Source organism: Bacillus cereus group sp. Bc061 (genome assembly GCF_027715825.1).
GTDB classification, from domain to species: Bacteria; Bacillota; Bacilli; order Bacillales; family Bacillaceae_G; genus Bacillus_A; species Bacillus_A paranthracis.
Map to the genome: position 1 here is coordinate 35,011 of NZ_JAQFTZ010000015.1, position 25,430 is coordinate 60,440.

Consider the following 25,430-nt stretch of genomic DNA (forward strand, 5'->3'; position numbering starts at 1 on the left):
TTTATTGTATGTGACGTGAAAAGTAATAACCATTGCATTTGATTACATATACATTACAATTTTGTAAGGTAATTATTTTTTATATAAAATCATATAAAAGTATTATTTTAAAATCTTTATATACTATAAAAATGATAACATTAAACTATTCCTTTTGCATCCATAAGAAGGATCTAAAAAGATTGGAACATCAAAGAGAAGAAAAAGCTATCAAGAAAAAGAAAAGTTTAAAATACTAATAGATAAACATAAAAGTAAAATGCCCTGGTATATCATAGAGTATGCAGAAATGAAAACAGCCCTCTCCCCTGCTACATTGTATGCTTACATTACTGAATTTGAAAAGTTTCTAAAATGGCTTATAAGTAATCGATTAGCCGTTGAAAACGGTAAGGTGGTCACTAATATATGTGATGTACCAATTACAACACTAGAAAATCTACCATTAAATGAAGCTAGAACTTTTCAAAGATATCTACAGGGAGAAGGTATTGAGACAAGAGCTATTAATAGAACTTTCTCTGCTTTAAAATCCCTATTCAAATACTTAGCTCAAAATACAGAAAATGAACAAGGGGAAAATTACATCTCACGTAATGTAATGGAGAAAATTGAACTGCATAAGGAAAAAGTAGATGCAGCAGCAAGAGCAGATGACGTTGCAAATATGATATTTAATGAAAAAGATGATGTAGCTTTTCTTCAATTTCTAGCAAATGATTATGGTGAAATGTTGAAAGATATATCACCAAAGAAATATAGTTTTTTTCAGCGTGATAAAGAAAGAGACATAGCCATCATAAGCCTCATTTTAGGTACTGGCCTTCGAGTTTCTGAGGTAGCTAGTCTTACTATATCTAGTATAAACTTCCGTCAGGGGAAAGTAAAAGTGACGCGTAAAGGTAATAAGAGATCTTCCGTATTAGCTACTCGCTCTTGCTTAGATGATATTCAGGAGTACATTAAGGTTCGTCCTAGTAAATATAACTGCCCTCAAGATGAAGACTTACTTTTCGTAACAAATTATAAGGGGAAATATACACAGTTAACTGTTAGAGCTATACAGAAGTTATGTGATAAATATTCAAGTGCATTTGATGAGAAGCGTAGCCCTCATAAACTACGACACACATATGCTACAAATCACTATAAAGAAAACAAGGATTTGGTATTGCTACGCGATCAACTTGGCCATACTTCTGTAGAGGTAACTAGTATTTATACGAATATTAATAATGAAAAGAAACGTGAAGCTATTGATCGATTAGAAAAAAGGCAGTTCGAATAAAAATGAATTGATGCCAACATAAAAAAAAGCACCTAAACAAGGTGCTTTTTACTGTTTTACCTTATTATTGAAACTTTAAAGCGTCTTTGGTACCAATATAGCGCTACAGACCTAAATTCAGGTTTTTCTTCACTAAAGTCACATGGCTATTCCAAAAATTATCGTTTATTAGAACAAAAGACACATTTCATCTCAAAGTGAATAATGGCATACGTTGTTCAATATTATGAATTGAAACCTTTGAAAAATCATTAATTATTAATGCTAATTGAATTAAGAACTTTGCTCTGTAGCGTTACCTTTATTCTTACTTTCACCTAAATCAATATCTGAGGATATATTTTGTATAAAATTTCTATATAATTCTCTTTGTTGCTTTTGAGTGAAATTCCCTTCTTTAATAATTGCCTTAAGGGTGTTCAGTTTGATCATTACATCTTTATTTAATGGCTCTCGCTTAAAAAGTATATCTAGTCTTACTAGAATAATACCTAAACAAAAAACTGAGATTGTATTAAAATTATGAATGGCACTCTTAATATTTCCTGTTGTGAATTCAGCTACAACATTTTTCACTCCAATAAGTACAACACCAAGTACGATACCGTACGCTGTTCTTTCTGGCTGTTTTAGTAACAGGATATCTATAGATTTATATAAATAAGATGTAATTTTATCAAAATCAATGTTCATTTAATAACTGCACCTTCTTCACATAGTTTGAAAAATCTACAATAGTATTGGATATTGCTTCTTCATTGAAAATCTTATTCCCATTAATTTTATCATTATTTCGGATAATAAATTCTATTAGTTCCCTTGCTTCATAATCATTTGTTCCAAACAAACCACTCTTTATTCGGTAATTAAGTAAAAATTGATAACTGCAAGTTAATATTGCAAAAAGAAAAGGAATTATATTTATGTATAAGGGAATTGAAAAATAGAACGATAATGCTAGTAATAATATACTTCCGAACCCGATAGTAAAATAAGCTTTATGTATTTTTTTCATCTTACTCTCTAAAAATAATGCAGAAATAATAAGTTTATTTCTATTTTTTCTCTTCTGTGTTTTTTTCATTGATTTTGATAGTTCACTAATAAATATAATTGCAAACATAGTTGCTATGAAGTTACTAAGACCTTTACTATTTTTTGATTTTTCCTTTTTTACATTCCTTTGATCTAGAATCTGGTTGTAGATACTAAGCATTTCTGGATCTATCTTATGGTTTTTCAGTTTTATCTGAATTAAGTTTACTACAGTTGTAGAGCACATTGTAGCTAATGCTGTCAGTGCAATTTTAGGTCCTAAATCAAAACCATTGAAAAAACTTATTAATTCTTTTAAAAAACTCATTAATTCTCTTTCTCCTCTCTTTTTATAATAAATTACTATCTAACTTTCAGATGAATTATACCACCCATTACTATTTTAAGTAATAATTAGTAAATATTATTTATAAAAAAAATCTTTTGTATTACGAGTCCAATTACCCTTTATTTTATTCTTCTAAAAGACATGAATTAATGTTTCATATTATAATAATAGTAGGTACATAAGATATTAATATGACAATTCATATTTCAACTCTTCCCGGTATACATCCCTAACTAATTTAAAGAAACCTATAAATTTCCCAAAATAATCGCTAAATCGCTTTATAAATTCTTCTCTTTCTTCTGTATGATGAGACCATATTGACATACTCCCCATTAATTCTCCTATTTCTTTTTCAATTTCTTTTAATTCATCTGGTGATATACCTTCTGGGTAATCATCAAACCACTCCAACCAATCCCCAATTAGCTCTTCCACAGAGGATTTTTTTGATTCTGAGCAGAAATTACACTGCCTTTTTCCTGTTGTAATAAATGTGTTTAAATCATCTAAAATTAAACGGATTATATATGAAGTACTCACTTTTCCGATACTATGTTTCATATTTTCTCCTCCTTATCATTTTTTTCTTCCAATGAAATGTGTTTGTTATACCATTTGTTTATCATTCCTTTGTAATACTTTTCGACTTCGTAATCCGGAATCCAAATTTCACGATCAAAGATTTTACTCATTACCCTTTCTAAAACATTCTCATGTTCTCTCGGTTTCAATCTACGGTTATGCACCTTAACCTTCTCTATATAAACCTCTCTCAGCCAATTTGATATGATTTCACGCTGGTTTTGCTTTAGGTGAGACCATTTCTTATTTGTTTGCAACAATTGCCCTTTAGGCCCTTTTGTATGGTTTTTCACTGTCTTCCCCTCGTCGCTATGGTAGATTTATACTCCTCACTTATTTTAGCCTAATATGAAGAGGAATCCAAATTGGCTACAAAACAATACATAATTTTCAGTTAATTGTTTAGAAATATTCTTTTAAACTACTAACATCTGTAATAATATGGATTTAACTGCTATGATAAAAACATATAGATATATATATACAAAGGGGGAAGCTATGTGATTGTAGCAAAAGGAAACGAAAAGATTACTAAATTAATGAACGATTGGTACAAAGCTATGCGCTCTCAAAAGTTATTGAAAGCAAAAAATCTAAGATCAGATGTTGAAAAACTTATCGACGAAATGGAACAAGATCAAACGCTTCTTATTTACTATTCGTTACTAGAGTTTAGGTATAATCTTTTGATAAATAATACATCAGGTTTAGTAAAACCTGGAGAACATATTGAAGGGTCTACCACAGACATGCTCAATTACTACTACTATCTGTTCAATGCTATACATGCAATGAAGATTGGACAATATAGTGACGCCAAACACTTCTATCACAAAGCTGAAACACTTCTATCTCTTATTCCGGATGAATTAGAACATGCGGAATTTAATTATCAGTATGCCCTTTTCAACTATTATCAGTTCCAACCACTAAATACAATAACATACAGTAATAAAGCGAAAGAAATCTATTCTAAGGAAGTTGGGTATGAAATAAATGTAGCTTCATGTAATAATATTTTGGGACTTGCAAGTACTTCCCTAAAGCAATTCGAGTTAGCTGAAGAGTATTTTCTTTCCGCTTTAGATATTGCAACCAAACAAGATCAAACACAACTTACTCATATGATTCGTCATAATATAGGACTGCTATATTCAGATCAAAATATGCCTCAACTAGCAATCAATTATCTCTCCAAGGCACTAGAAGGTAGCTGCAAAACAATGTATTTGTTAGCTAAAGAACATGAGAAACTAGGCAATGTAAATGAAGCTGCTAATTATATAGATAAAGGATTGCAAATTAGTAATGCACAAAATAATAAAGAATATTATCATCATTTAACAATTCTAAATGCAAGATTACAGAATACAACTATAGATGAATACGAAAAGATTATTGTTGAAGGAATCCATTATCTCCAAGAAGAAAATTTATGGCACTTTGTCGAAATATATGCTGATGAATTAGCAAACAAGTATTATGATGAAGGTAACCACTCAAAAGTAAGCGAATACTTCCGTGTGGGGTACAAGGCTAAAATTGAAATGGAGAAAAGGAGTGCTTTAAAATGATGAAAAAAATACTAATTAGTACGGCAGGACTTTTGTTCTCTGGTTTAATGCTAGTAGCACCAATCACTTTAAGTAACACTCACGGCGAGGCAATGCTTGCAGTACAAAAGCAGGAAATTATACAATATACTACCCATGGTGAAGGAATGTAATAACTGCAGAAATCCTCCCTGCAATTAATACACTATTATTTGCAGGGAGGATTTCTTTGTATGTTACATATACTTACTTTGTGTTAATTAGGGTGTAAGACTCTCCTTAATAAATTCATGCAGTGAATTTATTAATTTAAAAGCAATATTAAAAGGAATCCTATAATAAAAATTCACCCAAGAAAATAAGAACTAATACATAAATAAACAAAGGTCTTTACTTCATTGTAAGGGCTTTTATTTTTATAAAATAACCCTGAAAATAGTATGATTATACTATTCCTTTTACATTCACAAAAAGAGTAGAATATTTAAGGAGAGGAGGAAACTATTCATGTATACACAAGAAGGTTTTTATAAAAAATTAATAGAGGAACAAAGAGTAGTAACAATATTTCTAATAAACGGAGTAAGAGTACCTGGAATCATTATTGCTGTTGATAAATTTTCAGTATTAGTCTCCAGTAATGGAAAGCACCAATTCCTTTATAAACAGGCTATTTCAACAGTTTCTTTATAAATATTTATCTGCTTGTAATTAAGTTTTGTTAATTTATGAAGTGGTGAAAATAAAAAAGGAATCCTTGGTAAAAGGATTCACCCCAGGAAATATAGATAAATAAAAAGAATTAAGTTTATTATAATATAAAAGTAAACAAAACATATTGAGAAAAATAAGATTGAAGTTTGATAGAAAAGAATAATTTTTGCTATACTAAATGCGCACAAATATATGCAAAATCACAAATAAAATAAGGGCAGCCTGGCATAGCTGTCCTTATTTTATTTGTGATTTCATAATCCGCTATTTAATTTGAGGTATTTATAAACCTAGCACACTTACAATCTGACATGCTTTGGAATTTGCAATATGATAGTACATCTCTAATCCTTTTCTTTCCGAGCGTAGAATCTTGCCACGCATCTTAGATAAATGCTGAGATACGGTAGATTGAGGAATATCTAATAGCTCCGTTAATTGTGTTACATTACAAATCTTGCGGTGTTCTAGTTCCTTCACGATTTGTAACCTAACTGGATGGGCCATAATCTTTAATAATTCTACATCCGCCTCTGGGATTTTGTGCATTTCATTACCTGCTTGAATAGTTGTCATTTTAAATTCTCCTTTTTAATTTCTTTTTTTATTTTTAAGTTATAAGTATTTTGTGTTTGTATGAGTATATCGATTATAATCGCTGTGTTATTTGTTCTTTTGTCTCTTTATCTGGTTTAATATATAAAAGTATTATGATGGCTAAAAATCCAACAAAAGATAGCATAGGAATCGAGATGAAACCAATCAAATTCAAATAATCTTCTGTACAAGAAACGCCTACTGAACATATCTTCATTTCACTTGTTGGAAAAGCCTGAATCGTAATTTGATAGACAGATATTATTAATCCAATACATGCAAATGGAAATGCATATATGCTTACATTAGAATCTTTTCTATACATTCCTATACCCAATATTAATACTAATGGATACATGGCCATCCTTTGATACCAGCACAAATCACATGGAGGTGGCTTCATCCATTCACTAAAAATTAAACTTATAAGCATTGCACTAGTAGCTATCGTCCAAGCAATTGCAATGTGATACTTTTGAATGATCGACATCTTATTTTCGCCTCACCTGTTTTTTTAATGCAAAACACTTGCTAATATATGACTAGTTTATTTCCGTGTTTCGAATACCCTGTTTCAATAGAAAGTATCCAATCGTTGATATCTTCCCAATCGTATCCCCTCTCTTTTAATTCTAGAGGGAAAAGATTCTCAAAATCATCACGCATTTCGTACATGGTTTCTAATGCTTTTTCTAGCGGACCAAATCCATATACAATATGTGTATGTACCCTTTTATTTTTCTTTTCTGCTACAGCTAAATATACATACCGTCTTTCTTTCGCTAAAACAAACTTCAAAAATCCAGGTACTTGACTCAACATTTACACTCCTTTACGGTTTTCCTTACCAAGGTTAAAAAGATACGAGTAAGGAAAACTATTAAGTCTTAATTTACTAATTTAATAAATGTCTTGTTTTTTTGCTTTGAAAATATAAGAAAACGCTCATCATCACAATATTTATTACACCAGCTGCAGCACCAATTTTAGAGATAACATACACATATTCATTATTACTAAATGGCAATAGACTCGCGAAAATAAATAAAATTGAAATGATAAAGGATAAGAGCATATTTCTTTTGTTTTCATCCATTCAAAAAACCTCCATTTTACACAAATATTTGTATTGCAATGGATTAGGGTGCTAAGCTGCATCATTACGGTTATAATGATGTTTCTCTTCATCCACATACCCTTTTATGTTCCAAACGCCAGTCTTTGATGCTTTTGCTTCTTTTTCGCTTTCTAGCATTTGTGGTAGCAAAGTAGTGTTAGGTTTTGAAATGTAAGCTACAATACCATAGCCTGATTTGATCATTAACTCGTTTATATGTATCCCTTCACAAAATACATATGCTAATTTCCTACCGTACTTGTCTTCTTTTGGTCCTTGATCATAAACCAAGGTTACACTTTTCCCATCTAGCTCTTTCTTTAAAAAGGAAGAAGCTTCTTTCCCCATCTTTTGTGGTGGAATTTTTTGAGATACAGACTCAGGGGTATCCAATAACAGTAACCTTACCGTTTGTTTCTCCCCCTTTACATTCACGTCTATCGTATCTCCGTCCTTTATATGTATTACCTTCCCATTAACTGTCTCTAAGCCTTTTAATTTCCCCTTATAAGCTTCTGGGATATTAACAATATTTTTCCCTTCTACGTGCTGTTGCATTCCCTTTTGTACTGTTTGAGCAGGTTTTGAATCGTTCATTTGCGTCGAACTACTACATGCTGACATTTGAAATAAGAATGATGTTATACAAATAGCTTTAATCCATATTTTCATATCGAAATTTCTTCCTCCTACTTAAAATACGTAAATAGCTGCCTCTAATAAACAAACGGACTTTCCAATGTATTTACTTCTCGATAATTACAACATAGACAAAACTGTATCCATTTTGGATAATCATTATATAGTTCTTTAAATGAACGTTTCTTACAATTCGGGCATATAGACGCCATGCTTTTTTCATTCTCTTCCTGACTTTTCAATTTTTCAAAAGAAACATTAGTAGATGCTACACTAGTAGTACACAATATAAATCCCCCTTTTGAGTCTTGAAATCTTAAAAATACATAAAAAAGGACACACCTATGGCATATGTATGCGTAGGTGTGTCCTTTTGCAAGATAGTTTTAGAAGTATTTTGTTACCTTCATCATATCATAATTCTGATTAATTTTATATATGAAATTTAAGATTTTGCGATATTATTTCTTCTTCTCATTTACAAACGTAAGTCTCTTCTGTGCGGAGTCATATGTTAATTTTGCACCGAATAATTCCCCCGTTTTTTTTGATTTAAATCCTTGAATTGTATCAGTCATATTCTTTTCTAGTAATTTCTTAATTTGACTAGCTGTTATTTTTTTTTCGAGTATCATTCCTGAAATGATGAAATCGCAGTCCTTTTTGTATTGTTCACATAGATAGTTTGTTTTCCCTATTATAACCCTACTCTGGCATAATGGACATTTACCTACTGTACGATCATCTGTTGTTGGACGTTCAAAACAAATTCTAAGGTCCTCCTTTAATCGGATAGCTGCAGTGAATTCTCCGTACTCTCCTTTAAAACCATGAATAAAGTCTGTAACACGATTCTTCAATAATTTCTTAATCTGGCTATCAGATAATTTCTTCCCTTTAATTTTAGCGAATATTGCAAAATTACATCCACTTTGATAATCTGAACACCCAAAAAACGTATCACGTTTTAAAATGTGTCCATTTTGACATTTTGGACAACGTCCGAGTGATAATTCTTCAACTGTAGGCAAATTAAAGCTTACTTCACCATTTATAAATGCTAGATAAGCAGAAAACTCTTTGCCATTTGATTTAAATCCTTTTATAACATCCGTTTTATTCTCTTCAAACAGTTTTTTAACTTGTGCTGCAGGAATTGTTTTTTCCTTTATTCTTTTGGGTATTCCAACTTTACAGTTTGGATGGTTACTACACCCAAAAAATTTCCCTCTATCTAAAATTATTCCATTTCCACAAGAACATTGGCATACTTCTATTTGTTGCTTCCAGCTCTCTATTAAATTGTACGAAGCTGCGTCAGGAACTTTTATAATTTCTTGCGTTATTTTTTGTATAAATTCATTGGTTTGTGCAATGAAGTCTTTATAACTCATCTCATTCTTTTCAATGCGATAAATCATCCCTTCCATTTCAGCTGTGTATAATGGATCTTTGACTTGCGAGACAGGGAATTGCTCAATAAAGGAACGGCCAATTGGAGTCGTTGTAATTTTCCCTTTTTCAATGGCTATATAGTTCTTCTCGTGTAGAGCCGGAATAAAGGTCGCTTCGGTTGCAACGGTTCCAATTCTTTTCCCCTTCATTAATTCCTTTAAATGTTCATCGTCAATTTTCCGTCCTGCTGTTTCCATGAAAGTCAGAATTGAGCTTTCTGTGTGTAGAGCTGGTTTCTTTGTTTTGGATTCCTGTAACTCAAAATCGCAAATTTGAAGTTCCTGTCCTTTCTGCATGATAGGAATTTTAAATACTTCCACACTTTCTTCCTCTATTTCCTCTTGAAACACTTCTAGAAACCCTTTTTCTCGAAGTACACTTTCTTTTGTTTGATAGTTATTTCCCATCGCGTCAATAAGCGATACTTCTCTTACCAGGTATACTGCAGGACGCATGAAATTACCCACAAAACGTTTTACCACGAGGCTATATAGTTGTTTTTCAATCTCTGGACGACCTTCCTCTTGATATTGTTTAGTCGTCGGTATAATAGCAAAATGGCTTGATACAAGCTCATCATTGAACGTTTTATGTTTCACATCAATTGCTTCAATGTCGACGGATTGTACCAGTAAAGAATACTGACTCTTAGCTAGTGCCTGCATAACACCTTTTACACGGTCCACTTGTTCTGTAGGTAAATGCCTAGAAGATGAGCGAGGGTAGGTTATGAAACCTTCTTCATACAAAGTTTGAATGTGTTTTCTGGAAGTTTCAGCATTAATTTGTAATTGCGCATGAGCATCTTTATACAGGTCTGTTAAGTTATATAGTAATTTAGGATTCTTCTTCCTGGTTCCCTCTTTAAACTCTTCTACTACAAGATATTGTCCTTTTAAATCTTCTCCTAAACTTCTTAATGGCGATGGGTTTAACACTTGGTCTTCTGTTTTCATAACCGGTTTAAGTCCTAAATCTGTTATTAGCTGCAGATGATAATAAGATTGTTCTTTATAGTTTTCAATTGCTAATTCGCGTTGGCGTATCTCATTTAATAAACACATTTGTACACGGCCGGATGACAATAAGAACTTATTTTGTGCTAATTTTGTGGTACATCCCCTGGTTATATTCATCCCTAATAGATAATCCAGATACTGCCTTGCTTTAGCAGAATACGCGAGTCCATCGTATTTAGACGCACTTTCTAATCGATTGAGAGCTGTCTCTAATTCTGCCGCTTCAAAAGAGGATTTATATACACGAGATTGCTTTTTATTCACACCTGCAAATTCATATACTTCCCTATAAATTAACTCTCCCTCGCGGTCCGCGTCACAAATGTTCACCGCATGGTCAACATCAGGGCGTTGCAGCAGTTTAACAAGGATTTGTAATTGTTCAGCATTCTCTTGTTTCACCTTATAAGCTGGCTCATAAATTAAAGGTAAGTGTTCTAAACTAAACACTTTGTACTTTGGATCCATCTCTTCTGGATTTTTTAATTCCAGCAGATGCCCACGGCACCAACTGACAATATAATGTTCATTTTCATAATAACCATAATAAGGTTTGCTACCAATGTACTTTTGTGAGTGACGGAATCGTGGCGATTTCATAATTTCATTGGCCACTTTTGGTTTTTCGGCAATAAATAATGTTTTCCCCATAACTTTTTCCTCCTTAAGCAAAAAAAGGACACACCTACGCTATGGTTATGCGTAGGTGTGTCCTTTTGCAATATGATTTTTTCAGTATTGGATTACTTATATAATAACATTTACTCTATTTATATACAAATCGAATCAATGTTCAATGAGACTCCTAAATATCTATCAGGTTGTTTAAACTTCGCAATGATTTTGTGAAGTGCCGAGCATTTCCCCAATTTCAATACATCTATTGTTATGTTTTAACCCCGATAATAGATAGATGATTAATAACGAATATTGCGACAATCCCTTGTATATCAACAATATCCTGCTTTTTTACCAGCAAATTAATGTATTATGTAACGGTCTTTGTGTTACACCCTTCAAAGCATTCAGGATGCCTTTGTATCAATGTTTTTTAACATTCGATACTACCTTATGGAGCGTATACACCTGGTAAATTTACCGTGTATCACTTCTCCATTTATGGCGTGGAAATCCGCCGAAAATTTAATAATTCACACTCCTGCACCCAGGGTTTCTTAATGATTTGTTATCTTTTTAAATACATCTATTAGTTTGTTAAACCCTAAATAGAGGGTCCTAACCGACTTATTAATAAGTATTTCAATACATCTATTATTATGTTTTACCTACCAGGTTCCTCCTTTTATATAAAAAGAGGACGCATTTCAATACATCTATTATTATGTTTTTCCTAAGATTCCTACTCATATGGTTACTTGGCTGTCCGCATTTCAATACATCTATTGTTATGTTTTATCTCGATAATATATGGATGATTAACAATAAATATTGCGACAATCCCTTATATATCAACAATATCCTGCTTTTTTATCCGCAAATTAATGTATTATGTAACGGTCTTTGTGTTACATCCTTCAAAGCATTCAGAATGCCTATGTATCAATGTTTTTTAACATTCGATACTACCTTACGGGGCGTTGACACTTGGTAAATTTACCGTGTATCACTTCTCCATTTATGGCGTGGAAATCCGCCAAACTACTTCCTACTACATTATTTAATTAATATTTTCCATCTGCTCTATATACTGTTCTTTATATTTTGTTAAATTTAATTTTTCTTGTAACTTCAATTGTTTTTGTATTACCTTCTCAATATTGTACACAGAAATGTTTTTGGCAGCATTGTAGTCTGCATGAACTTTAAAACTACATTGCTGACATTCAAAGGTAGATTGATTTTGCCGATTATTTTTATGGATATACCCACATTCACTACATCGTTGACTTGTATAGGATGGGTCAATTTTCACCACTTTAATCCCATATTGATTTGCCAGATTCTTGATTTTTTCCTGCAAATCAAAATACGTCCAATTTTTTAGGAATGTTTGTTCTTTACTTATTCCTTGTAAATCCTCTAATTGTATAGTGCCACAATTATATTTTAAGCACTGTTGCACTATATAATTGGCATACTTATGATTCGTAGCATTTCTAAACTTGGCTATTTTATCATTTAGTACTTCAATTGGTTTAATTCGTTTTTTACGGCCTTTCCCTATCCTATTTCCACTACAATACTTACCTTGGCGTAATAAACTTATACGTCTATGCTCAATTTTTTTTCGAAAAGCCTCAATTTCTTCACCACTAATTGCCCCTCTTACCAAACCTTTATTAAACGCAAAATAGAGAACATTTATTTTCCCCATATCTATGCCCATAATTAAATCTTCATCAAATTTAAGTTCTTCTTTTATATTTGACTTATAAGTAATAGATAAATACCATTTCTTTTTATGTTTATGGAGCATGCAAGCGCCTTTGGCATATGTACTATCAATTATTCTATCTAAAATTACCTTCATACTATTTTGTTTTCTTGTCGATAATTTCACTAAAATTTTACCATTGGGTAAATCGTTTTCTTTTATAAATTTTGATGAAAAAAGAGATACGCTTGCGATATAATCACCACTCTTTTCTTTTATTATCTGAATAGAGTTTCCATGAATATCAATTGGTAAATTGTTTCGGAATGAAGGAATGGACATCTCACCACTCCAAATTTCTTTTTTTCTACTATTCCAGGTCTTAATTGTCTTCTGTAGAGTAGTGGACATATTGGCTTTATTAATATCTTGATATTCTTCTTTTAACTGATCATAAATATATCCACTTATGGTTTTTTGAGTACACCCATATAATTGTTGGGCACTTGGATATTGGCCAGTATCCTTAAAGTGCTTCAATGATTGATTATCATATTCCCACAATTTTTGTATAGTTCTATTCCCAATAGTTCTAAAATGATATGAAAGTGTACGTAAATATATTTCAAACGTCTTCCATTCTATATTTACAGGACAGACTATTTGGTATTTCATTACTTTTACAGCTATGCTCAAATATGTCACCTCACCGTTATATTAATCAATACATCAATATAACCGTTTTATTAAAAAATATACTCTGTTTAGCTTTTATCCTTATTTGTGCTGCATTAAAATATATACTAAAATGTAGTACCCTGTCCCACTCGTAACGGAACTAATGTTTTAATATTTAAAGAAAAGACGATTGTTTATCATAAATGTAAGGATATTATTCTAATTCGAAAAAAATTTGCCATATAAATATCCATTCGACAATATATTACATTTTATAAATGTATATTGTGTTATGATATCGAAGGATTTATCTACAGTAGGAGGAACGCATAAATATGTTAAAAAAATTATCAGTATTTCTTATTGGTACTTTGCTATTATTTGGTTTAGCAGCCTGTGATAGCATCAAATCGGTGGCTAGCGATGTTACAGTAGGAAAAGTAATTGAAGAATTTAAGACTGCAGGACTTGAAGCAGAACAGCCTAGTGATCTACCGGAAAAAGAATTTGGGAATACTAGAAAAGATGCGAAACGCATTCTTGTACCAGCACTAGGAGAAGATAGTGGTGGTAGAATATTTGAGTTTAAAAACAAACAAGATCTTGAACAAGCGAAAAAGTACTATGACGATTTAGGTAACGGTAATCAAATGTTATTCTCTCATACTTACGCAAAAGGTAATTTTCTTTTACAAATGAATGGTGACATGGAAGATGCCCAATTTAACAAATATAAAGAAGTAATGGACAAAATAATTAAGTAAGTTAAGGAATCCGCTTTCATTTTTCAGAAAATATGATATGATTATATTTGGATGGTAGCTCGTATAAATCTTATTAAATTTAAAGTGGTTATCAAGTCGAAGAAAAGGCACTCAAATGAGTGTCTTTTCTTATGGACAAAGTAATATAAATTATATTATAAATATATAGTAATTATAAGTAAATGGGGTGTATATCATAATTAATTTCGAGCCATTAAGTCCAGTTATGAATGACATAGCAATCAAACTTGCCATGGTACTATTTATACCGTTATTCCTAGCATTAATTGTCAAAGTTATACTTATGAAATTTATGAAAGAGTCGATTGCTGGCAGAATTGCAAGTCTATCTCTATTATTTTTCATGTACTATGTATTTATATTTGTTGCAGGATAAACAGGTATCTTAGGGTGTCTGTTCCTTTTAAAAGTTAGAATCAAAGTGATTTTATAATTTCATTGGCCATTTTTGGTTTTTCTGCAATAAATAACGTTTTCCCCATACCTTTTTCCTCCTTAAACAAAAAAGGACACACCTACGCTATGGTTATGCGTAGGTGTGTCCTTTTGCAATATGATTTTTAAGTATTGGATTACTTTATATGATAACATTCCCTCTATTTATATACAAATAGAATTAAGATTCAACGGAACTCTTTAACATCTATTGTTACGTTTAACTTCCGATAATATAAGAACAATTAGCATTAAATATTGTGAAAATTCCTTAGAAAACAACAATATCTTGCCTTCCAACCAGTAAACTAATACACCGGTCTTTAAGTTACATCCTTCAAGGCATTTTCAATACTCACATATCAATAATTTTTACACCTGACATTATCTTGTAAAAGATTAGCATCTAGTGAAATTAATTGGTGTAATTTTCCATTTATGATGTGGAAATCCACCAAACTATCCCCTACTAACTTAATATTTTATTAGATTTAATTTCTCTTGTAATAAACTATAAAATATAAATATAGCAGTTTACATTATACTTTAATATAAATGCCGTTGATTCTCTACAAATCATTAGATGACATCAAGTTTACTTGTTTATGTTAATCATACATCATTTCTACAATAATGGTTATCAGTATATCTAAGCTTTAGATGCCTATTATAATTTCTCTGTAGCTCTTTGTATCAAAAGCTCATTACTGAATCTGAAAACTTGCATTCTTGTTTATAAATCTAATTTTCTTTATCAGGTCTTCTAAATATAAAAGTTTTGTGTATCCTTGTAATTCAGTTGAAATTAGTAGCCTTGCAATAGAGCACCTATAAAAAGTATTTATAGTAACAGCAAATAGTAACAATAATACCTACTACAGCAAATAGTATACTCCCTAAACTGAATGTAGAAATTTTCATTTGAAATGTTTTGATTTCACCTATCTCTACTCCCGCATTAAAATACTTATCAGTAACTTTAGCAATATTCTCTTGATAATTAACAAAATAAGGTACTAACCAAATATAACACAAGAGGACGAGGCTTCCTATAAATAGTGCATCAATAAATGGAACACTCCAATTTAATGAAACAATAAATATTATAGTGAGCTCTATTAAAATAACAAACAATATAATTATTATATTTTTAACTTTTTTGGGAAGTGTTTTAAATAAGGTGTCATTTAGAATTTTTTCTATTTTAACCCATAAAATACTGAGTAACAAAATCAAGCCTAATAATATAAAACTTACTAAAATTTTAAATACAGCAAAGATAAAAATATACATAATCACACCTCAAAAAGTTAAACATGTTATTTTATTAAATATTTGAGTTTTTGTTCGGTATCGCTCAGAACTCATTTTTGCTTTATTTCTTTATAATTATTATTTGCTACATAGTTCAAGTTTTTTATGTTCTTAAACACTTTTTGTAAAGAAGTTATAATTTAATGCTATTAAAGAAGTTTTCAAAACTTACGTAATACTATAAATAAGAAAGTTTATGGAGCTAATCCAAAATAATCTTTATAAAACACCAGAAACCGTAAATGTTTATATTGCATATATAACTTAACAATATTTGACGTGAATTTGTACATTCGGAACCACTTTTAATTGCTAGAGTTTAGAATTAACTTGGAGGAAGTTGTTTTATTAACGATGTAAGATATTGTTTCCCAAAATTCTTTTTCTAATAAGTATATATCCTCTAAGCACTTTTGAATTTCAATTAAATTTTTTCTTTCTTTAGTTCGGCCTGTAACAAAGAATTTTCTACCAAGTAATTTGTACAACTTATTGATTTTTTGCATTTTATTAATACAGGAATACTGCTCAATTTCTTTGAAATACGAAGAAGCTTCTATTAAAAATTCTGTATATAACTTTCTAAATCCACTTCCCCCACTTCCAATTTTCTCAATCATCATATAAGTATGGAGGCAACATTCTTCCCATTCTGGTAATTCAGTCCAATAAGGTATTTCAGCTGAAAGTTTTTTAATGTTCAGAATTCCATAATTATCATTTTGATTTTGAAGCATATCATTAGCATTTTTCCACATACCTTTCAGCATGGCTTCACGAATATCTTCGATAACAAACGGATACACAGGTGCCCAAACATTTTTACGATCATATGGCACTTTCGCTTGATTAATTGCTTTTTTTAAATCTATTAGGCTTAATGAAAAATATTCACTAGATATAAAGTCAGATACAAGGAAAGTCTTCTTTCTTATATCAAAACCTAAAATAGTAAACGTATGTCCAGCGACATTTCTTCCTCCTTTAGTTCCATAAAAATCCAAATAACCAGTTTCCGAAATTACTAATATAGGGATATCATTTTCTAAAAAACTAATTATTTTATCTACGTTCAGTACTTCACCACTATACCACTTAAAATTATGATTAATAGCATTAAAAAAATTATTTTCAAAATAGGGTGTACGAGTAATTAATAACCTTGGATAGTTATTTGCAAAACTAAAATAACTAAAAAACAAACCGCTCCCAATCCCAAAAATCATAGCCTCACTTAAAGGCTGCTTATAATACATCATAATTTCTTGAATAGCAGTAGAAGAACAATGTTTTCCAACTAAAGAAGGAAAATCAGAAATTATGTGTGTGTTCACTTATACTTCCCTCCCGTACAAATTTTTCTTGTTCCAGGCTAATCACATTATCTTCTAGCGCTGGATTTGCAAAATGATCTACAACAATAATTGTTATATGTTCTTTCAAACTGTTCATTACATTTTTGATCTCGTATCTAATTTCAGAATCTAAATTGGAAAAAGCTTCATCCAGAATTAATATTTCCGGATAACTTTTCAAGACGCTAATAATAGATAATAGTTGTTTTTTTCCCCCAGATAATTCTGAAATAGTTTTACTAGGTTCTAATAAAGAAACTAGTACTTTCACATATTTATCAATTATGATTTTTTTCTCAGGGTTTATAAGCTTGTTATAATTATTTTCTTCAATTAAGTTTAATTGATCGGTAACATTTTCTGCAATAAATTCAGGCTCTTGAAATGCAACACTAATGTTTTTTCTTAACATTTCAATATCATATCTTGTTACTTCATAACTATCTATATAGATTCCACTAGATTTTATAAATTGAATTAAAGATAAAATTAGCGTTGATTTTCCAGATGCATTTCTTCCCACTAAATAATTAATTTTTCCTCTTACAATCTCACCTGTAAAATTACTAACAATATTTTTATTCCCTAGCTTTACTTGTGCATTTTTAAAAAGCACATTACCTTGCATATTTTTTTCTAACTTAACATGATTTTTTTCTTCCAAGTCCAAACATAGTAATTCATGCACTCTTTTTATAGAAATTACACTAATCTTAAAATCAATAAACAATGACATAATTCTTTGAATTGGTGAGAAAAAATTCATAGTATAAACTAAAAATGCAGACAAGGCCCCAATGCTTAAAGTGTTATTCTTCACCTCTGAAAACCCAATTATTGCAATTAAACCAATTAATAGACAAAATAGAATAGTCATTGTAATATTCATAACTGCAACTAATTTAGCATTCTTGGATTGAGTTTGAGAAATTTTAACGACCCTATCGTTATATTGTTGATCAAAACCATTTTTTCTTACATATATTTTATAATTTTTAAAATTAAGTTGAATTTTCTCTATTACATTTGATAAATAATCTCGATGTTCTATCAGTTGCATATTGATTATATTAAGTTTGCTATTAAATAGATAAAACACACCATAATATATTGGTAAAATCATCAAAATAATTAAAGTTAATTTTAGGTTAAGAGCCATTAAAATTAAGAAGGTACTTATAAATACCAAACACTGCACGATTAGGTCAAATATTATAGAATTAAGAATTCCTTGACACTGTGGAACATCATATGTAATAATCTGCGTAAGATTTTTGTTTTCAAGATTTATAAATCTAAAATAATCCGATCGTTTTAATGTTTCATTTATCTTCTTTCTTAATACTAAATTACTGTCAATTACAACTTGATTATCTAAAATTACAGCATAATATTTTATTATTAATTGAACAATTATGATAGAAATAAAGATCCAGCCATATTTTATTGCAAACCCATACAAATTACTAATTGTAACATTATCAATAATATATTTTAAAATAAGTGGGAAAGCGATTTCATTTAAAGCAAGAAAGCAGGAAAATAAGAACAATATGATAAGTTTATATTTTTGCTTCTTATACAGATTTACGAGAAACTTCCATAGCACTTTATTCTTCACTTCCTGTTTCCTCATTTTCATAATATAAATCACTATATTTAGTCCCCATTATTATTGGGGTAGGGTATTTTATTCCTCCGAAAACATGCGAAAGTAACACAAATTCGTTTTCTCCATCAATTTCTAAAAAATCATTTACTTTATTTTCATATATTCCAAAAATTGCTCTAATACCTAAGTGTTGTGCACTGCTTAATAAATAAAGATTTTGAGAAAGATGCCCCATATCTAAATGTATTAATTTATAACCCCTATCTTCATATTTACTACTTGTTTGATCAAGATTTGCAACATGAAACATAATAAAAGAAGCGGAATGAATATGTGTATTATCAACATATAGATTATTAATAACTTCTCTAAAATTTCCTTTTCTAATCATTTCTAAGGTACTTTCTTCCTTATTATAATAATATATACCTTGTTCTAAATTTTCGACGTTAAAAATCGCTATATAAATACTTATAGGATATTTCCCCCCTGCAGATGGGGTAGCATTATGCTGTTGATTAACATATCCATATGAAAAATGAAGCAAGTTTGAAAGTGTTTTAAAACCAATTCTTGTGCGGATTTCTAATTCTGCAACAGATTGCCTACTATTTAAAACTTGATAAAATTCTTGCTTAATCATAGTCTTATCTATACAAAGAGGAATGCTTTTAATACAATAATGTTGTTTTTTTATTTTTGTGGAATAGTCATATACTTTATGCTTTGAAATCCCAAATGAGCTCATGGGGGTTGCTCGAGTATTGCAATCATACATTCTGGATAATATATACTGCTTTGTATGATCTTCAAATTTATTCACAACAATTACCTCCTCTTTTTATATATTCTTTACGGGAATGGATGTGGATTCTTATTAAAAGTTTTCGCTGGAACATATCCCATATTATTGGGGGCATCTATTAATCTATTGCAACCTAACATAGGTAAAGTTATTTCCAGAAAAGCCAACTCTGGCATTAACACTCTATATACATATAAACCTAAAGAATTTATATCTTCTGTAGTTAAATCATATGAATAAAGATTTAACTCCATCTTATCGAGATTTTCTTTTAGTTCTTCAAAATTATTAACTTTCGAATAATTATTAAATGGCTTTTCAGAATTCGAAATCAAGAAATCAAAAGCTTCTTTATCGTTTCCTGCTGCATAATAAAGCATATGATCCTTGATACTCCTTATATTTTTCACGTTTTTAATATCCGAAAATTCCGCCATTTCAAGGTTAGGATCAGCTAATAAATTTAGACTTGCTAACGTTTCCATTAGAGCTCCTTTTAACGCTATAATAGGTTCATAATGTGCTTTTGCCCCTACCTGTATATAAGGGTAATTATTATAGAGATTTCTTATTAAGACAAAATATGTAGGAACTTTGATATCTGTTGTTATCTCAAAGAAGAAAACTTCAAAACCTTTTTCATTTGCAACGTTCAAATAATACTGCACAGTTTCATCTGGAATCGTCTTAGAATCTATTAATGGAACTGTCAATTGGTTCAACCATGTAATCATAATTGCGTCTCTTTCTATACATTCTAATGCTGCGTTTTCTATCGCTTGTAACCTTGTAGAACCTGTTGCTAAACCAGTAGAAATTGAATCTCTTATATGCGGAAGTAAGAACTCTTTATCAACATCAAAATACATTGTGTTAGCAGGAACTAGTATTTTTTTATTATGGATTTCATCCATTGCTTCAACCCAATAAAATATGGTTTCACCATCAATTTCTTTACAAGTATGATATGTTTGTTGATATTGTTCATTCAACGGCTGTGTAATTGATAGTGGATTCAAAGCATGAACGTTTTTTTTTACTAAAGAGTTAAATGAATCCTTTATTAAAACCTCTGAATTTAGGTAACATGAACAATAACGCTCAAGTGCCTCACCCACAGCTGATATTAATGCCGATTCAGGACAGTCATAACTATATCCTAATCCGCTATAATCCCCACGAATTTTTACTCCCTCACTAACATCAACTAATTCATTTCTAAATGCAAAATAAATGTGCATTGGAAATGGCAGTTTGAAATCCATCTTATTCTTTACATGATGTATAATTCCAGTATTTTTATTTATAATATATTCTAAAGCATTCTGCATTCCCATAATTTTTACTCCTAACTATTTAATACAAAATCTTTGATTATATTTTTATTAAAAGTTCCACATTTAGAACATCCTGGAACTTTTAATACGGGGTTTAAATTCGAATTTAAGCTAAATACATTATAGGTAAATTCTTTTCCAATTATTTCGCAAGTCATACAATTAGAGAAATATTTCATAATAAAACTTAATATTTGAAAACTAAACATCTCTATTGTCCCTGGAATTAAACTAATATGAGTTTCATTCCATTCACTATTATATCTCTTCAGATATTTATAGCTTAGGTAAGAATTTTCGCAATTCGTAATTTTCCTACTCAAAAAACAATTATAACAACTAGTTTCACTAAATATAAATATTGGACCAATACTATAATATTGCTCTTGTACTAAAGCTCTTAAAAATGGGATTCCATAAGATTTAGATAATTCATTTGCTTCACTAAATAAGTCCTCATTTTCAAAAAAGTCGACTGCTATTATTAGACTTGCATTTTGAATTTGACTCATTTCTAAAAATGAAAATTTGGTACCAAAAGCTTTCTTTAAATTCTCCTGTAATTCTCTATTTCCCATTAATACTATTTTTTTTGTATGAGTAACTTCTATATCTCCAAAAGCACTGGATACAGAACCTGTTAAATTTGAGATGAACTTTTCATATCTTTGCAAATCTTTATCCATAAATTTATATTTTTCAAGCATATCATAATTCTTTATAATGTTATTTTCATCTAGCACTTTAATTATTTCGCAAAGATATTCGATAGGTAATTCCAATTTCTTCGCTAATTGTTCTGTGCTTAATTCACCAGATAGTAACGGAATTAAATCAAGTATATCCTCAACAGAATCTCCATTAAGGGTTATATATGTATCTCTATTAAAAAAAACTATTTCTTCACCCTCTTCTTTCACAAAACAATAGCTATCTAGTATGGGTTTATAATTAAGAATTAGATGATCCATTATTCCCCTCCTATATTAGTGCTTAGGTACACGGTTTCATTAATCTAAGAGAATTTTAAAGAAAAAGGGAGGGAATCCTCCCTTTTTCTAATTGTTATCCAGAACATTTTTTCCATATGTCTTTGCCAATTGTTCCTGGTTTAGGACCCAAACAAGAAGTCGAACCACCACATCCTGCTCCTGCACAACCGGGATCATGGTTTTTTACATAATTAATTTTTCCAGACTCAGTTAATTTAATATCTAGAATTTTTTTCTGTTCCACATATATCAACTCCTTTCCTGTATAATGATAACGCCTAGGCATTTTCCAATATAGCCCAATTTTAGGGGTGAATCAACAGAAAAATAAAATTTTTTTGTTTTATATTAATATTCAGAATAATATATTGACAATGCATTAAAAAAAAAGTAATATGAAACTTCACGTTAAGTAATAAAATTCACATTAAATTTCAATAGTCTCATATTAAGGATAATTACTTTGATTACGCTAAATTAAAATTAAGTTCTTCTAAAAAAATATTTTTAAATCATTGAATTCAAAATACTCTTTATAATAAAATCAAATAAGGAGAGGACATATATGACTTCTAAAAAAAAAATCACTTGGTTACAAGTGTTTTTTATACTGATTACTTCATCTATTATAGTGATTACTACTACATTGGTAAGAAACCTAGGAAATGAAAATATTATAACATGGTTTAACTTTGAAATTTCTTTGTATTCTATTATAGTAACATTCTTATTTTTATATAGTGCATCCTATCATTATTTAAAGGGTGAGTGGAACTTATTTGCTCTTTTAAAGTGGAAAAACTATATTTTATTTTTCACAGCGATTATACTACAATTTATAATTTCCGCCTGGCTATTAAATATCCCCCTTCTTAGTACCTGGAAACTGCTTACTAGTCCCACGGCTTATTATTTTGAAGCTACATGGGCACAAAAAACTTTATTCATTATAGGAATGACTCTATTAACCGCAATAGCTGAAGAAGCTATATTTAGAGGGATTATCTTTAATAAATTACTTGAAAAATTCAATCTTTTCATTAGTATGTGTCTATCTGCTGCACTTTTTTCAATTTTACACCTTCCAATAACATTTACCGATGCATTCATTGCTTTTCTGCTTGGAATTTTAGCTACATCTTTATATCGCTTTACTAGGTCACTTTCTATACCAATTATTTTTCATAGTATTTGGAATTTATTTATCATCTTTTACAGTAACTATTTGTAATAGAATAAATAGTTCCGTTGTAAAAGTGGTTATTAGGAACATAGAATAGCCAATTTTTCACATTTCCATCTTATAAAACTAAGACAAACAATTTATGAATAACTATCTTCTTTTTTCGAACAGACTTGTTTGGTAAAACACTTTATCCTTTTTCATTAAGTTGATTAATTTTACAACTTTAATCAACTACTTCACTAGGCCATTATATTGATTATTACATTAACATAGTCGATTCATTAAAAATTATAATAAACAAAAAAGGCATCTCTACTGATGCCTTTACTTTTTCACCACTATATATAATATAATAATAAATTCACTTATTTTTCTTTCTCACCAAATCTTTTGGATCCCCTTTTAATTTGTAATACTTCATGTTAAGACGAATAGATACTACAGAGATTACAATGAACCCTATTACATATAACATTATTCCTTTCTCCATTTCTTATTGTTTTGCAAACTTATTGTGTAAATACTTCACATGTTTCTTTTCGATATCCTTATCCATAATGTCCGCTCGCAATATTGTTTGGTAGATGTGCTGGACCTCATCATTTGTTAGTTGCGTTTCAGTATATGATTCAATACATTTTTGTAGATCGTTATAATACAGGATATGTTTATCTTTAGATTGAACATTTACTCTTTTTAGACTGCATTTTGGATGAAACGCTGCAATAGAGATACTCGGCAGCTGTTGTTCCATTAACCATTCAATTGCCTTAATATGTTTATAATTTTGGCGAAATGGATTTTGAAAAGAGGATTTCTTTCTAAAGATACCCTGTGTCCACCTTGCAGATTTCTCATTTCCATAGATCCATCCCTCGTAGTTCTTCGTCTCTATAACAAATACACCGGTTTCCGCGATAACAATATGATCAATTTGCGTTGTATCACCATATTCCGTATGAACCGTAACATCATGTAACACGCAATAACTTTCGGAATCCAATTTGTTCAATATACGTTTCACTAATTTTTCTCCAGCTTTCCCCTTCCATTTTGGTACATGTTTTTTCACAACTATATTTAATGGAATCAGAATCGCAATGAGAACTAATTCAAATATTAATACTTTCATAATAGCCCCCCCCCTTTTTACACCCTTGCGTTTCTGCGCATTAAACGATATACATGCGTTTCTAATCCTAAAATAAAATATGAGATACATAAGCCTTTTATCACCATCTCTACGAATCCTAATGCTAATGAAACAAGGAGCCCACCTCGAAACTGAAAAGGTCTGGTCACCCTTCTATTTACTGGTTTTTCAATGACGCCAAAGTTAGCCCAGGTAGGCAAACGTTTTTCCACATTTTTCACGGTACCCATTAATCCGTATTTTAACGATAGAATGAAACATCCGATTAATAAATAAACAACAGAAGAAAAATAGATAGATAGGCCTATTACGATGCATGTCAGTAACCAGCCTATTAATATAGAATTTCGCAAAGCAATATATTCTCTATTTCTATTCAATACAAACAGTCCTTTCAAAATTAATAAGGTTATTTTTATTTGGAAAATATTTACATTTATTTATAAGCATGATATGATACGTCTATATTAATTTACCAACTAGCCTAAAAAGGATTGTGATAGACATGTTAAAACTTGTAGTAAATAATACCGGAACAGAACCAGAAGGTGATTCAGCTTTTTCAAACTATTTCACCTGCAAAGACTGTGTATATTATCTTTCAAAATCAGATTCTTGCAGTCTACAATTAGCAGCTGATTCAAATAATCCCCTTGTCCCATATGAGTGTGGTAACTTTGAGGAAACCTATGAAATCGGAACGGAAGATCCATTGAATTCACACATACACCAGCAACTTCGTGAAGAAAAAGCGCAAATACTAGCTGAAAGCTACCCAGCACAACCTTCTATTGATCCAATTCATAAAGACGCAATATGGTATGGGTCAGTAAACTATGGTTGTTGGATTATAAATGATTCGAAGAAACGTTTTGCACTTGCAGAACAAGTACCTTTCGGTGATAATAATATGTCATCTAAAAAATACGCATCTCCTTTTCCTTTACATGACCATGGTGCAAAAGAAGGTATCCGGCACTATATGTGTTGGTACGTAAATGAAAAAGGAATTGGCGAATACCATCTTCTTATTGGTGGTGTCATCATGAAAATTGCAGAAGGAGTTAAGAAACTTGGATTCAATTACTAATC

Annotated in this window: 29 protein-coding genes; 8 read left to right on the forward strand and 21 right to left on the reverse strand. The window is 30.4% G+C overall.

Annotated features, from left to right (window positions below):
• Positions 1-181 precede the first annotated feature (181 nt).
• Positions 182-1,288, forward strand: coding sequence for a tyrosine recombinase XerS (xerS, locus tag PDQ40_RS26250; RefSeq protein WP_270691746.1), 1,107 nt, complete (start codon positions 182-184; stop codon positions 1,286-1,288).
• Positions 1,289-1,561: 273 nt separating this feature from the next.
• Here xerS and PDQ40_RS26255 read toward each other — a convergent pair whose 3' ends face one another.
• From PDQ40_RS26255 to PDQ40_RS26270, 4 genes are all read right to left on the reverse strand, one after another.
• Positions 1,562-1,981 (reverse strand): hypothetical protein, encoded by a 420-nt coding sequence (locus tag PDQ40_RS26255; protein WP_098921602.1) that lies wholly within the window; start codon positions 1,979-1,981, stop codon positions 1,562-1,564.
• Positions 1,971-2,651 (reverse strand): hypothetical protein, encoded by a 681-nt coding sequence (locus PDQ40_RS26260; protein WP_242227978.1) that lies wholly within the window; start codon positions 2,649-2,651, stop codon positions 1,971-1,973. The genes PDQ40_RS26255 and PDQ40_RS26260 overlap by 11 nt, the downstream gene beginning before the upstream one ends.
• 207 nt (positions 2,652-2,858) lie before the next feature.
• Positions 2,859-3,236: a hypothetical protein gene (locus PDQ40_RS26265; RefSeq protein ID WP_242227977.1), complete on the reverse strand. Its 378-nt coding sequence runs from the start codon at positions 3,234-3,236 to the stop codon at positions 2,859-2,861.
• Positions 3,233-3,550 carry a transposase gene (locus PDQ40_RS26270; protein ID WP_242227976.1) on the reverse strand — a complete coding sequence of 106 codons (318 nt, stop codon included), beginning with the start codon at positions 3,548-3,550 and terminating at the stop codon, positions 3,233-3,235. Before PDQ40_RS26270 ends, PDQ40_RS26265 begins: the two co-directional genes overlap by 4 nt.
• Positions 3,551-3,757: 207 nt before the next feature.
• On the opposite strand from PDQ40_RS26270, the gene PDQ40_RS26275 reads away from it, so the two are divergent.
• The 3 genes from PDQ40_RS26275 to hfq all read left to right on the forward strand — a co-directional run bounded on the left by PDQ40_RS26275 (position 3,758) and on the right by hfq (position 5,503).
• The gene (locus PDQ40_RS26275; RefSeq protein ID WP_242227975.1) at positions 3,758-4,831 is read left to right on the forward strand and encodes a Rap family tetratricopeptide repeat protein; all 1,074 of its coding nucleotides are present in this window, start codon (positions 3,758-3,760) and stop codon (positions 4,829-4,831) included.
• On the forward strand, positions 4,828-4,983 hold the full coding sequence (locus tag PDQ40_RS26280) for a hypothetical protein (protein ID WP_016082994.1): 156 nt from the start codon (positions 4,828-4,830) through the stop codon (positions 4,981-4,983). Before PDQ40_RS26275 ends, PDQ40_RS26280 begins: the two co-directional genes overlap by 4 nt.
• A 334-nt stretch (positions 4,984-5,317) precedes the next feature.
• Positions 5,318-5,503 (forward strand): RNA chaperone Hfq, encoded by a 186-nt coding sequence (hfq, locus tag PDQ40_RS26285; protein ID WP_098921607.1) that lies wholly within the window; start codon positions 5,318-5,320, stop codon positions 5,501-5,503.
• A 303-nt stretch (positions 5,504-5,806) separates the two neighbouring features.
• Here hfq and PDQ40_RS26290 read toward each other — a convergent pair whose 3' ends face one another.
• The 8 genes from PDQ40_RS26290 to PDQ40_RS26325 form a co-directional block, all read right to left on the reverse strand.
• Positions 5,807-6,100 carry an ArsR/SmtB family transcription factor gene (locus PDQ40_RS26290; RefSeq protein ID WP_000207867.1) on the reverse strand — a complete coding sequence of 98 codons (294 nt, stop codon included), beginning with the start codon at positions 6,098-6,100 and terminating at the stop codon, positions 5,807-5,809.
• A 73-nt stretch (positions 6,101-6,173) separates the two neighbouring features.
• A complete protein-coding gene (locus PDQ40_RS26295; RefSeq protein ID WP_242227974.1) occupies positions 6,174-6,611 on the reverse strand; it encodes a disulfide oxidoreductase in 438 nt (145 codons plus the stop codon).
• Between the two features lie 41 nt (positions 6,612-6,652).
• Positions 6,653-6,940: a hypothetical protein gene (locus PDQ40_RS26300; protein WP_000084558.1), complete on the reverse strand. Its 288-nt coding sequence runs from the start codon at positions 6,938-6,940 to the stop codon at positions 6,653-6,655.
• Between the two features lie 76 nt (positions 6,941-7,016).
• Positions 7,017-7,217 (reverse strand): hypothetical protein, encoded by a 201-nt coding sequence (locus PDQ40_RS26305; RefSeq protein ID WP_000344164.1) that lies wholly within the window; start codon positions 7,215-7,217, stop codon positions 7,017-7,019.
• Positions 7,218-7,268: 51 nt separating this feature from the next.
• Positions 7,269-7,910, reverse strand: coding sequence for a thermonuclease family protein (locus PDQ40_RS26310; protein ID WP_000708127.1), 642 nt, complete (start codon positions 7,908-7,910; stop codon positions 7,269-7,271).
• A gap of 44 nt (positions 7,911-7,954) precedes the next feature.
• Positions 7,955-8,164 carry a hypothetical protein gene (locus PDQ40_RS26315; RefSeq protein WP_000337715.1) on the reverse strand — a complete coding sequence of 70 codons (210 nt, stop codon included), beginning with the start codon at positions 8,162-8,164 and terminating at the stop codon, positions 7,955-7,957.
• Between the two features lie 174 nt (positions 8,165-8,338).
• Positions 8,339-11,002 (reverse strand): type IA DNA topoisomerase, encoded by a 2,664-nt coding sequence (locus tag PDQ40_RS26320; RefSeq protein ID WP_242227973.1) that lies wholly within the window; start codon positions 11,000-11,002, stop codon positions 8,339-8,341.
• 1,027 nt (positions 11,003-12,029) lie between these two features.
• Positions 12,030-13,391: an RNA-guided endonuclease TnpB family protein gene (locus PDQ40_RS26325; RefSeq protein ID WP_080344570.1), complete on the reverse strand. Its 1,362-nt coding sequence runs from the start codon at positions 13,389-13,391 to the stop codon at positions 12,030-12,032.
• A gap of 308 nt (positions 13,392-13,699) precedes the next feature.
• Between PDQ40_RS26325 and PDQ40_RS26330 the strand changes: the two genes are divergently transcribed.
• On the forward strand, positions 13,700-14,128 hold the full coding sequence (locus PDQ40_RS26330) for a hypothetical protein (RefSeq protein WP_046648649.1): 429 nt from the start codon (positions 13,700-13,702) through the stop codon (positions 14,126-14,128).
• A 187-nt stretch (positions 14,129-14,315) separates the two neighbouring features.
• Complete coding sequence (locus tag PDQ40_RS26335; protein WP_071713415.1) at positions 14,316-14,525, forward strand: hypothetical protein; 210 nt, start codon at positions 14,316-14,318, stop codon at positions 14,523-14,525.
• Between the two features lie 887 nt (positions 14,526-15,412).
• Here the strand turns inward: PDQ40_RS26335 and PDQ40_RS26340 are convergent.
• From PDQ40_RS26340 to PDQ40_RS26370, 7 genes are all read right to left on the reverse strand, one after another.
• Positions 15,413-15,877 (reverse strand): hypothetical protein, encoded by a 465-nt coding sequence (locus tag PDQ40_RS26340; RefSeq protein ID WP_225991071.1) that lies wholly within the window; start codon positions 15,875-15,877, stop codon positions 15,413-15,415.
• A gap of 326 nt (positions 15,878-16,203) precedes the next feature.
• Positions 16,204-17,232, reverse strand: coding sequence for a BtrH N-terminal domain-containing protein (locus PDQ40_RS26345; protein ID WP_046648648.1), 1,029 nt, complete (start codon positions 17,230-17,232; stop codon positions 16,204-16,206).
• A complete protein-coding gene (locus tag PDQ40_RS26350; RefSeq protein WP_046648680.1) occupies positions 17,210-18,874 on the reverse strand; it encodes an ABC transporter transmembrane domain-containing protein in 1,665 nt (554 codons plus the stop codon). Before PDQ40_RS26350 ends, PDQ40_RS26345 begins: the two co-directional genes overlap by 23 nt.
• Positions 18,864-19,688: a SagB/ThcOx family dehydrogenase gene (locus PDQ40_RS26355; protein ID WP_046648647.1), complete on the reverse strand. Its 825-nt coding sequence runs from the start codon at positions 19,686-19,688 to the stop codon at positions 18,864-18,866. The genes PDQ40_RS26350 and PDQ40_RS26355 overlap by 11 nt, the downstream gene beginning before the upstream one ends.
• A 29-nt stretch (positions 19,689-19,717) precedes the next feature.
• Entirely contained in the window at positions 19,718-21,007 is a 1,290-nt protein-coding gene (locus tag PDQ40_RS26360) for a YcaO-like family protein (protein WP_242227972.1), read from the reverse strand.
• Between the two features lie 11 nt (positions 21,008-21,018).
• On the reverse strand, positions 21,019-21,978 hold the full coding sequence (locus PDQ40_RS26365) for a hypothetical protein (protein WP_242227971.1): 960 nt from the start codon (positions 21,976-21,978) through the stop codon (positions 21,019-21,021).
• Between the two features lie 94 nt (positions 21,979-22,072).
• Positions 22,073-22,243 (reverse strand): hypothetical protein, encoded by a 171-nt coding sequence (locus PDQ40_RS26370; protein WP_162837638.1) that lies wholly within the window; start codon positions 22,241-22,243, stop codon positions 22,073-22,075.
• A gap of 321 nt (positions 22,244-22,564) precedes the next feature.
• Here PDQ40_RS26370 and PDQ40_RS26375 point away from each other — a divergent pair, with 321 nt between their 5' ends.
• Positions 22,565-23,230, forward strand: a complete 666-nt coding sequence (locus tag PDQ40_RS26375) for a CPBP family intramembrane glutamic endopeptidase (protein ID WP_046648641.1) — start codon at positions 22,565-22,567, stop codon at positions 23,228-23,230.
• Positions 23,231-23,678: 448 nt separating this feature from the next.
• Here PDQ40_RS26375 and PDQ40_RS26380 read toward each other — a convergent pair whose 3' ends face one another.
• Together PDQ40_RS26380 and PDQ40_RS26385 are read right to left on the reverse strand one after the other, a co-directional pair.
• Entirely contained in the window at positions 23,679-24,317 is a 639-nt protein-coding gene (locus PDQ40_RS26380; protein WP_242227970.1) for a nuclease-related domain-containing protein, read from the reverse strand.
• A gap of 17 nt (positions 24,318-24,334) precedes the next feature.
• Positions 24,335-24,718: a hypothetical protein gene (locus tag PDQ40_RS26385; protein WP_071737073.1), complete on the reverse strand. Its 384-nt coding sequence runs from the start codon at positions 24,716-24,718 to the stop codon at positions 24,335-24,337.
• A gap of 125 nt (positions 24,719-24,843) precedes the next feature.
• On the opposite strand from PDQ40_RS26385, the gene PDQ40_RS26390 reads away from it, so the two are divergent.
• Entirely contained in the window at positions 24,844-25,428 is a 585-nt protein-coding gene (locus PDQ40_RS26390) for a hypothetical protein (protein ID WP_000916417.1), read from the forward strand.
• Positions 25,429-25,430: the final 2 nt, after the last annotated feature.

Excerpts from the sequence above, each read along its gene's own strand:
- PDQ40_RS26340 (WP_225991071.1), bottom strand. The coding sequence starts at position 15,877 with ATGTATATTTTTATCTTTGCTGTATTTAAAATTTTAGTAAGTTTTATA.
- PDQ40_RS26320 (WP_242227973.1), bottom strand. The coding sequence starts at position 11,002 with ATGGGGAAAACATTATTTATTGCCGAAAAACCAAAAGTGGCCAATGAA.
- PDQ40_RS26260 (WP_242227978.1), bottom strand. The coding sequence starts at position 2,651 with ATGAGTTTTTTAAAAGAATTAATAAGTTTTTTCAATGGTTTTGATTTA.
- PDQ40_RS26295 (WP_242227974.1), bottom strand. The coding sequence starts at position 6,611 with ATGTCGATCATTCAAAAGTATCACATTGCAATTGCTTGGACGATAGCT.
- PDQ40_RS26390 (WP_000916417.1), top strand. The coding sequence starts at position 24,844 with ATGTTAAAACTTGTAGTAAATAATACCGGAACAGAACCAGAAGGTGAT.
- PDQ40_RS26330 (WP_046648649.1), top strand. The coding sequence starts at position 13,700 with ATGTTAAAAAAATTATCAGTATTTCTTATTGGTACTTTGCTATTATTT.
- PDQ40_RS26380 (WP_242227970.1), bottom strand. The coding sequence starts at position 24,317 with ATGAAAGTATTAATATTTGAATTAGTTCTCATTGCGATTCTGATTCCA.
- PDQ40_RS26375 (WP_046648641.1), top strand. The coding sequence starts at position 22,565 with ATGACTTCTAAAAAAAAAATCACTTGGTTACAAGTGTTTTTTATACTG.
- PDQ40_RS26365 (WP_242227971.1), bottom strand. The coding sequence starts at position 21,978 with ATGGATCATCTAATTCTTAATTATAAACCCATACTAGATAGCTATTGT.
- PDQ40_RS26280 (WP_016082994.1), top strand. The coding sequence starts at position 4,828 with ATGATGAAAAAAATACTAATTAGTACGGCAGGACTTTTGTTCTCTGGT.
- PDQ40_RS26310 (WP_000708127.1), bottom strand. The coding sequence starts at position 7,910 with ATGAAAATATGGATTAAAGCTATTTGTATAACATCATTCTTATTTCAA.
- hfq (WP_098921607.1), top strand. The coding sequence starts at position 5,318 with ATGTATACACAAGAAGGTTTTTATAAAAAATTAATAGAGGAACAAAGA.
- PDQ40_RS26255 (WP_098921602.1), bottom strand. The coding sequence starts at position 1,981 with ATGAACATTGATTTTGATAAAATTACATCTTATTTATATAAATCTATA.
- PDQ40_RS26265 (WP_242227977.1), bottom strand. The coding sequence starts at position 3,236 with ATGAAACATAGTATCGGAAAAGTGAGTACTTCATATATAATCCGTTTA.
- PDQ40_RS26290 (WP_000207867.1), bottom strand. The coding sequence starts at position 6,100 with ATGACAACTATTCAAGCAGGTAATGAAATGCACAAAATCCCAGAGGCG.
- PDQ40_RS26305 (WP_000344164.1), bottom strand. The coding sequence starts at position 7,217 with ATGGATGAAAACAAAAGAAATATGCTCTTATCCTTTATCATTTCAATT.
- PDQ40_RS26360 (WP_242227972.1), bottom strand. The coding sequence starts at position 21,007 with ATGGGAATGCAGAATGCTTTAGAATATATTATAAATAAAAATACTGGA.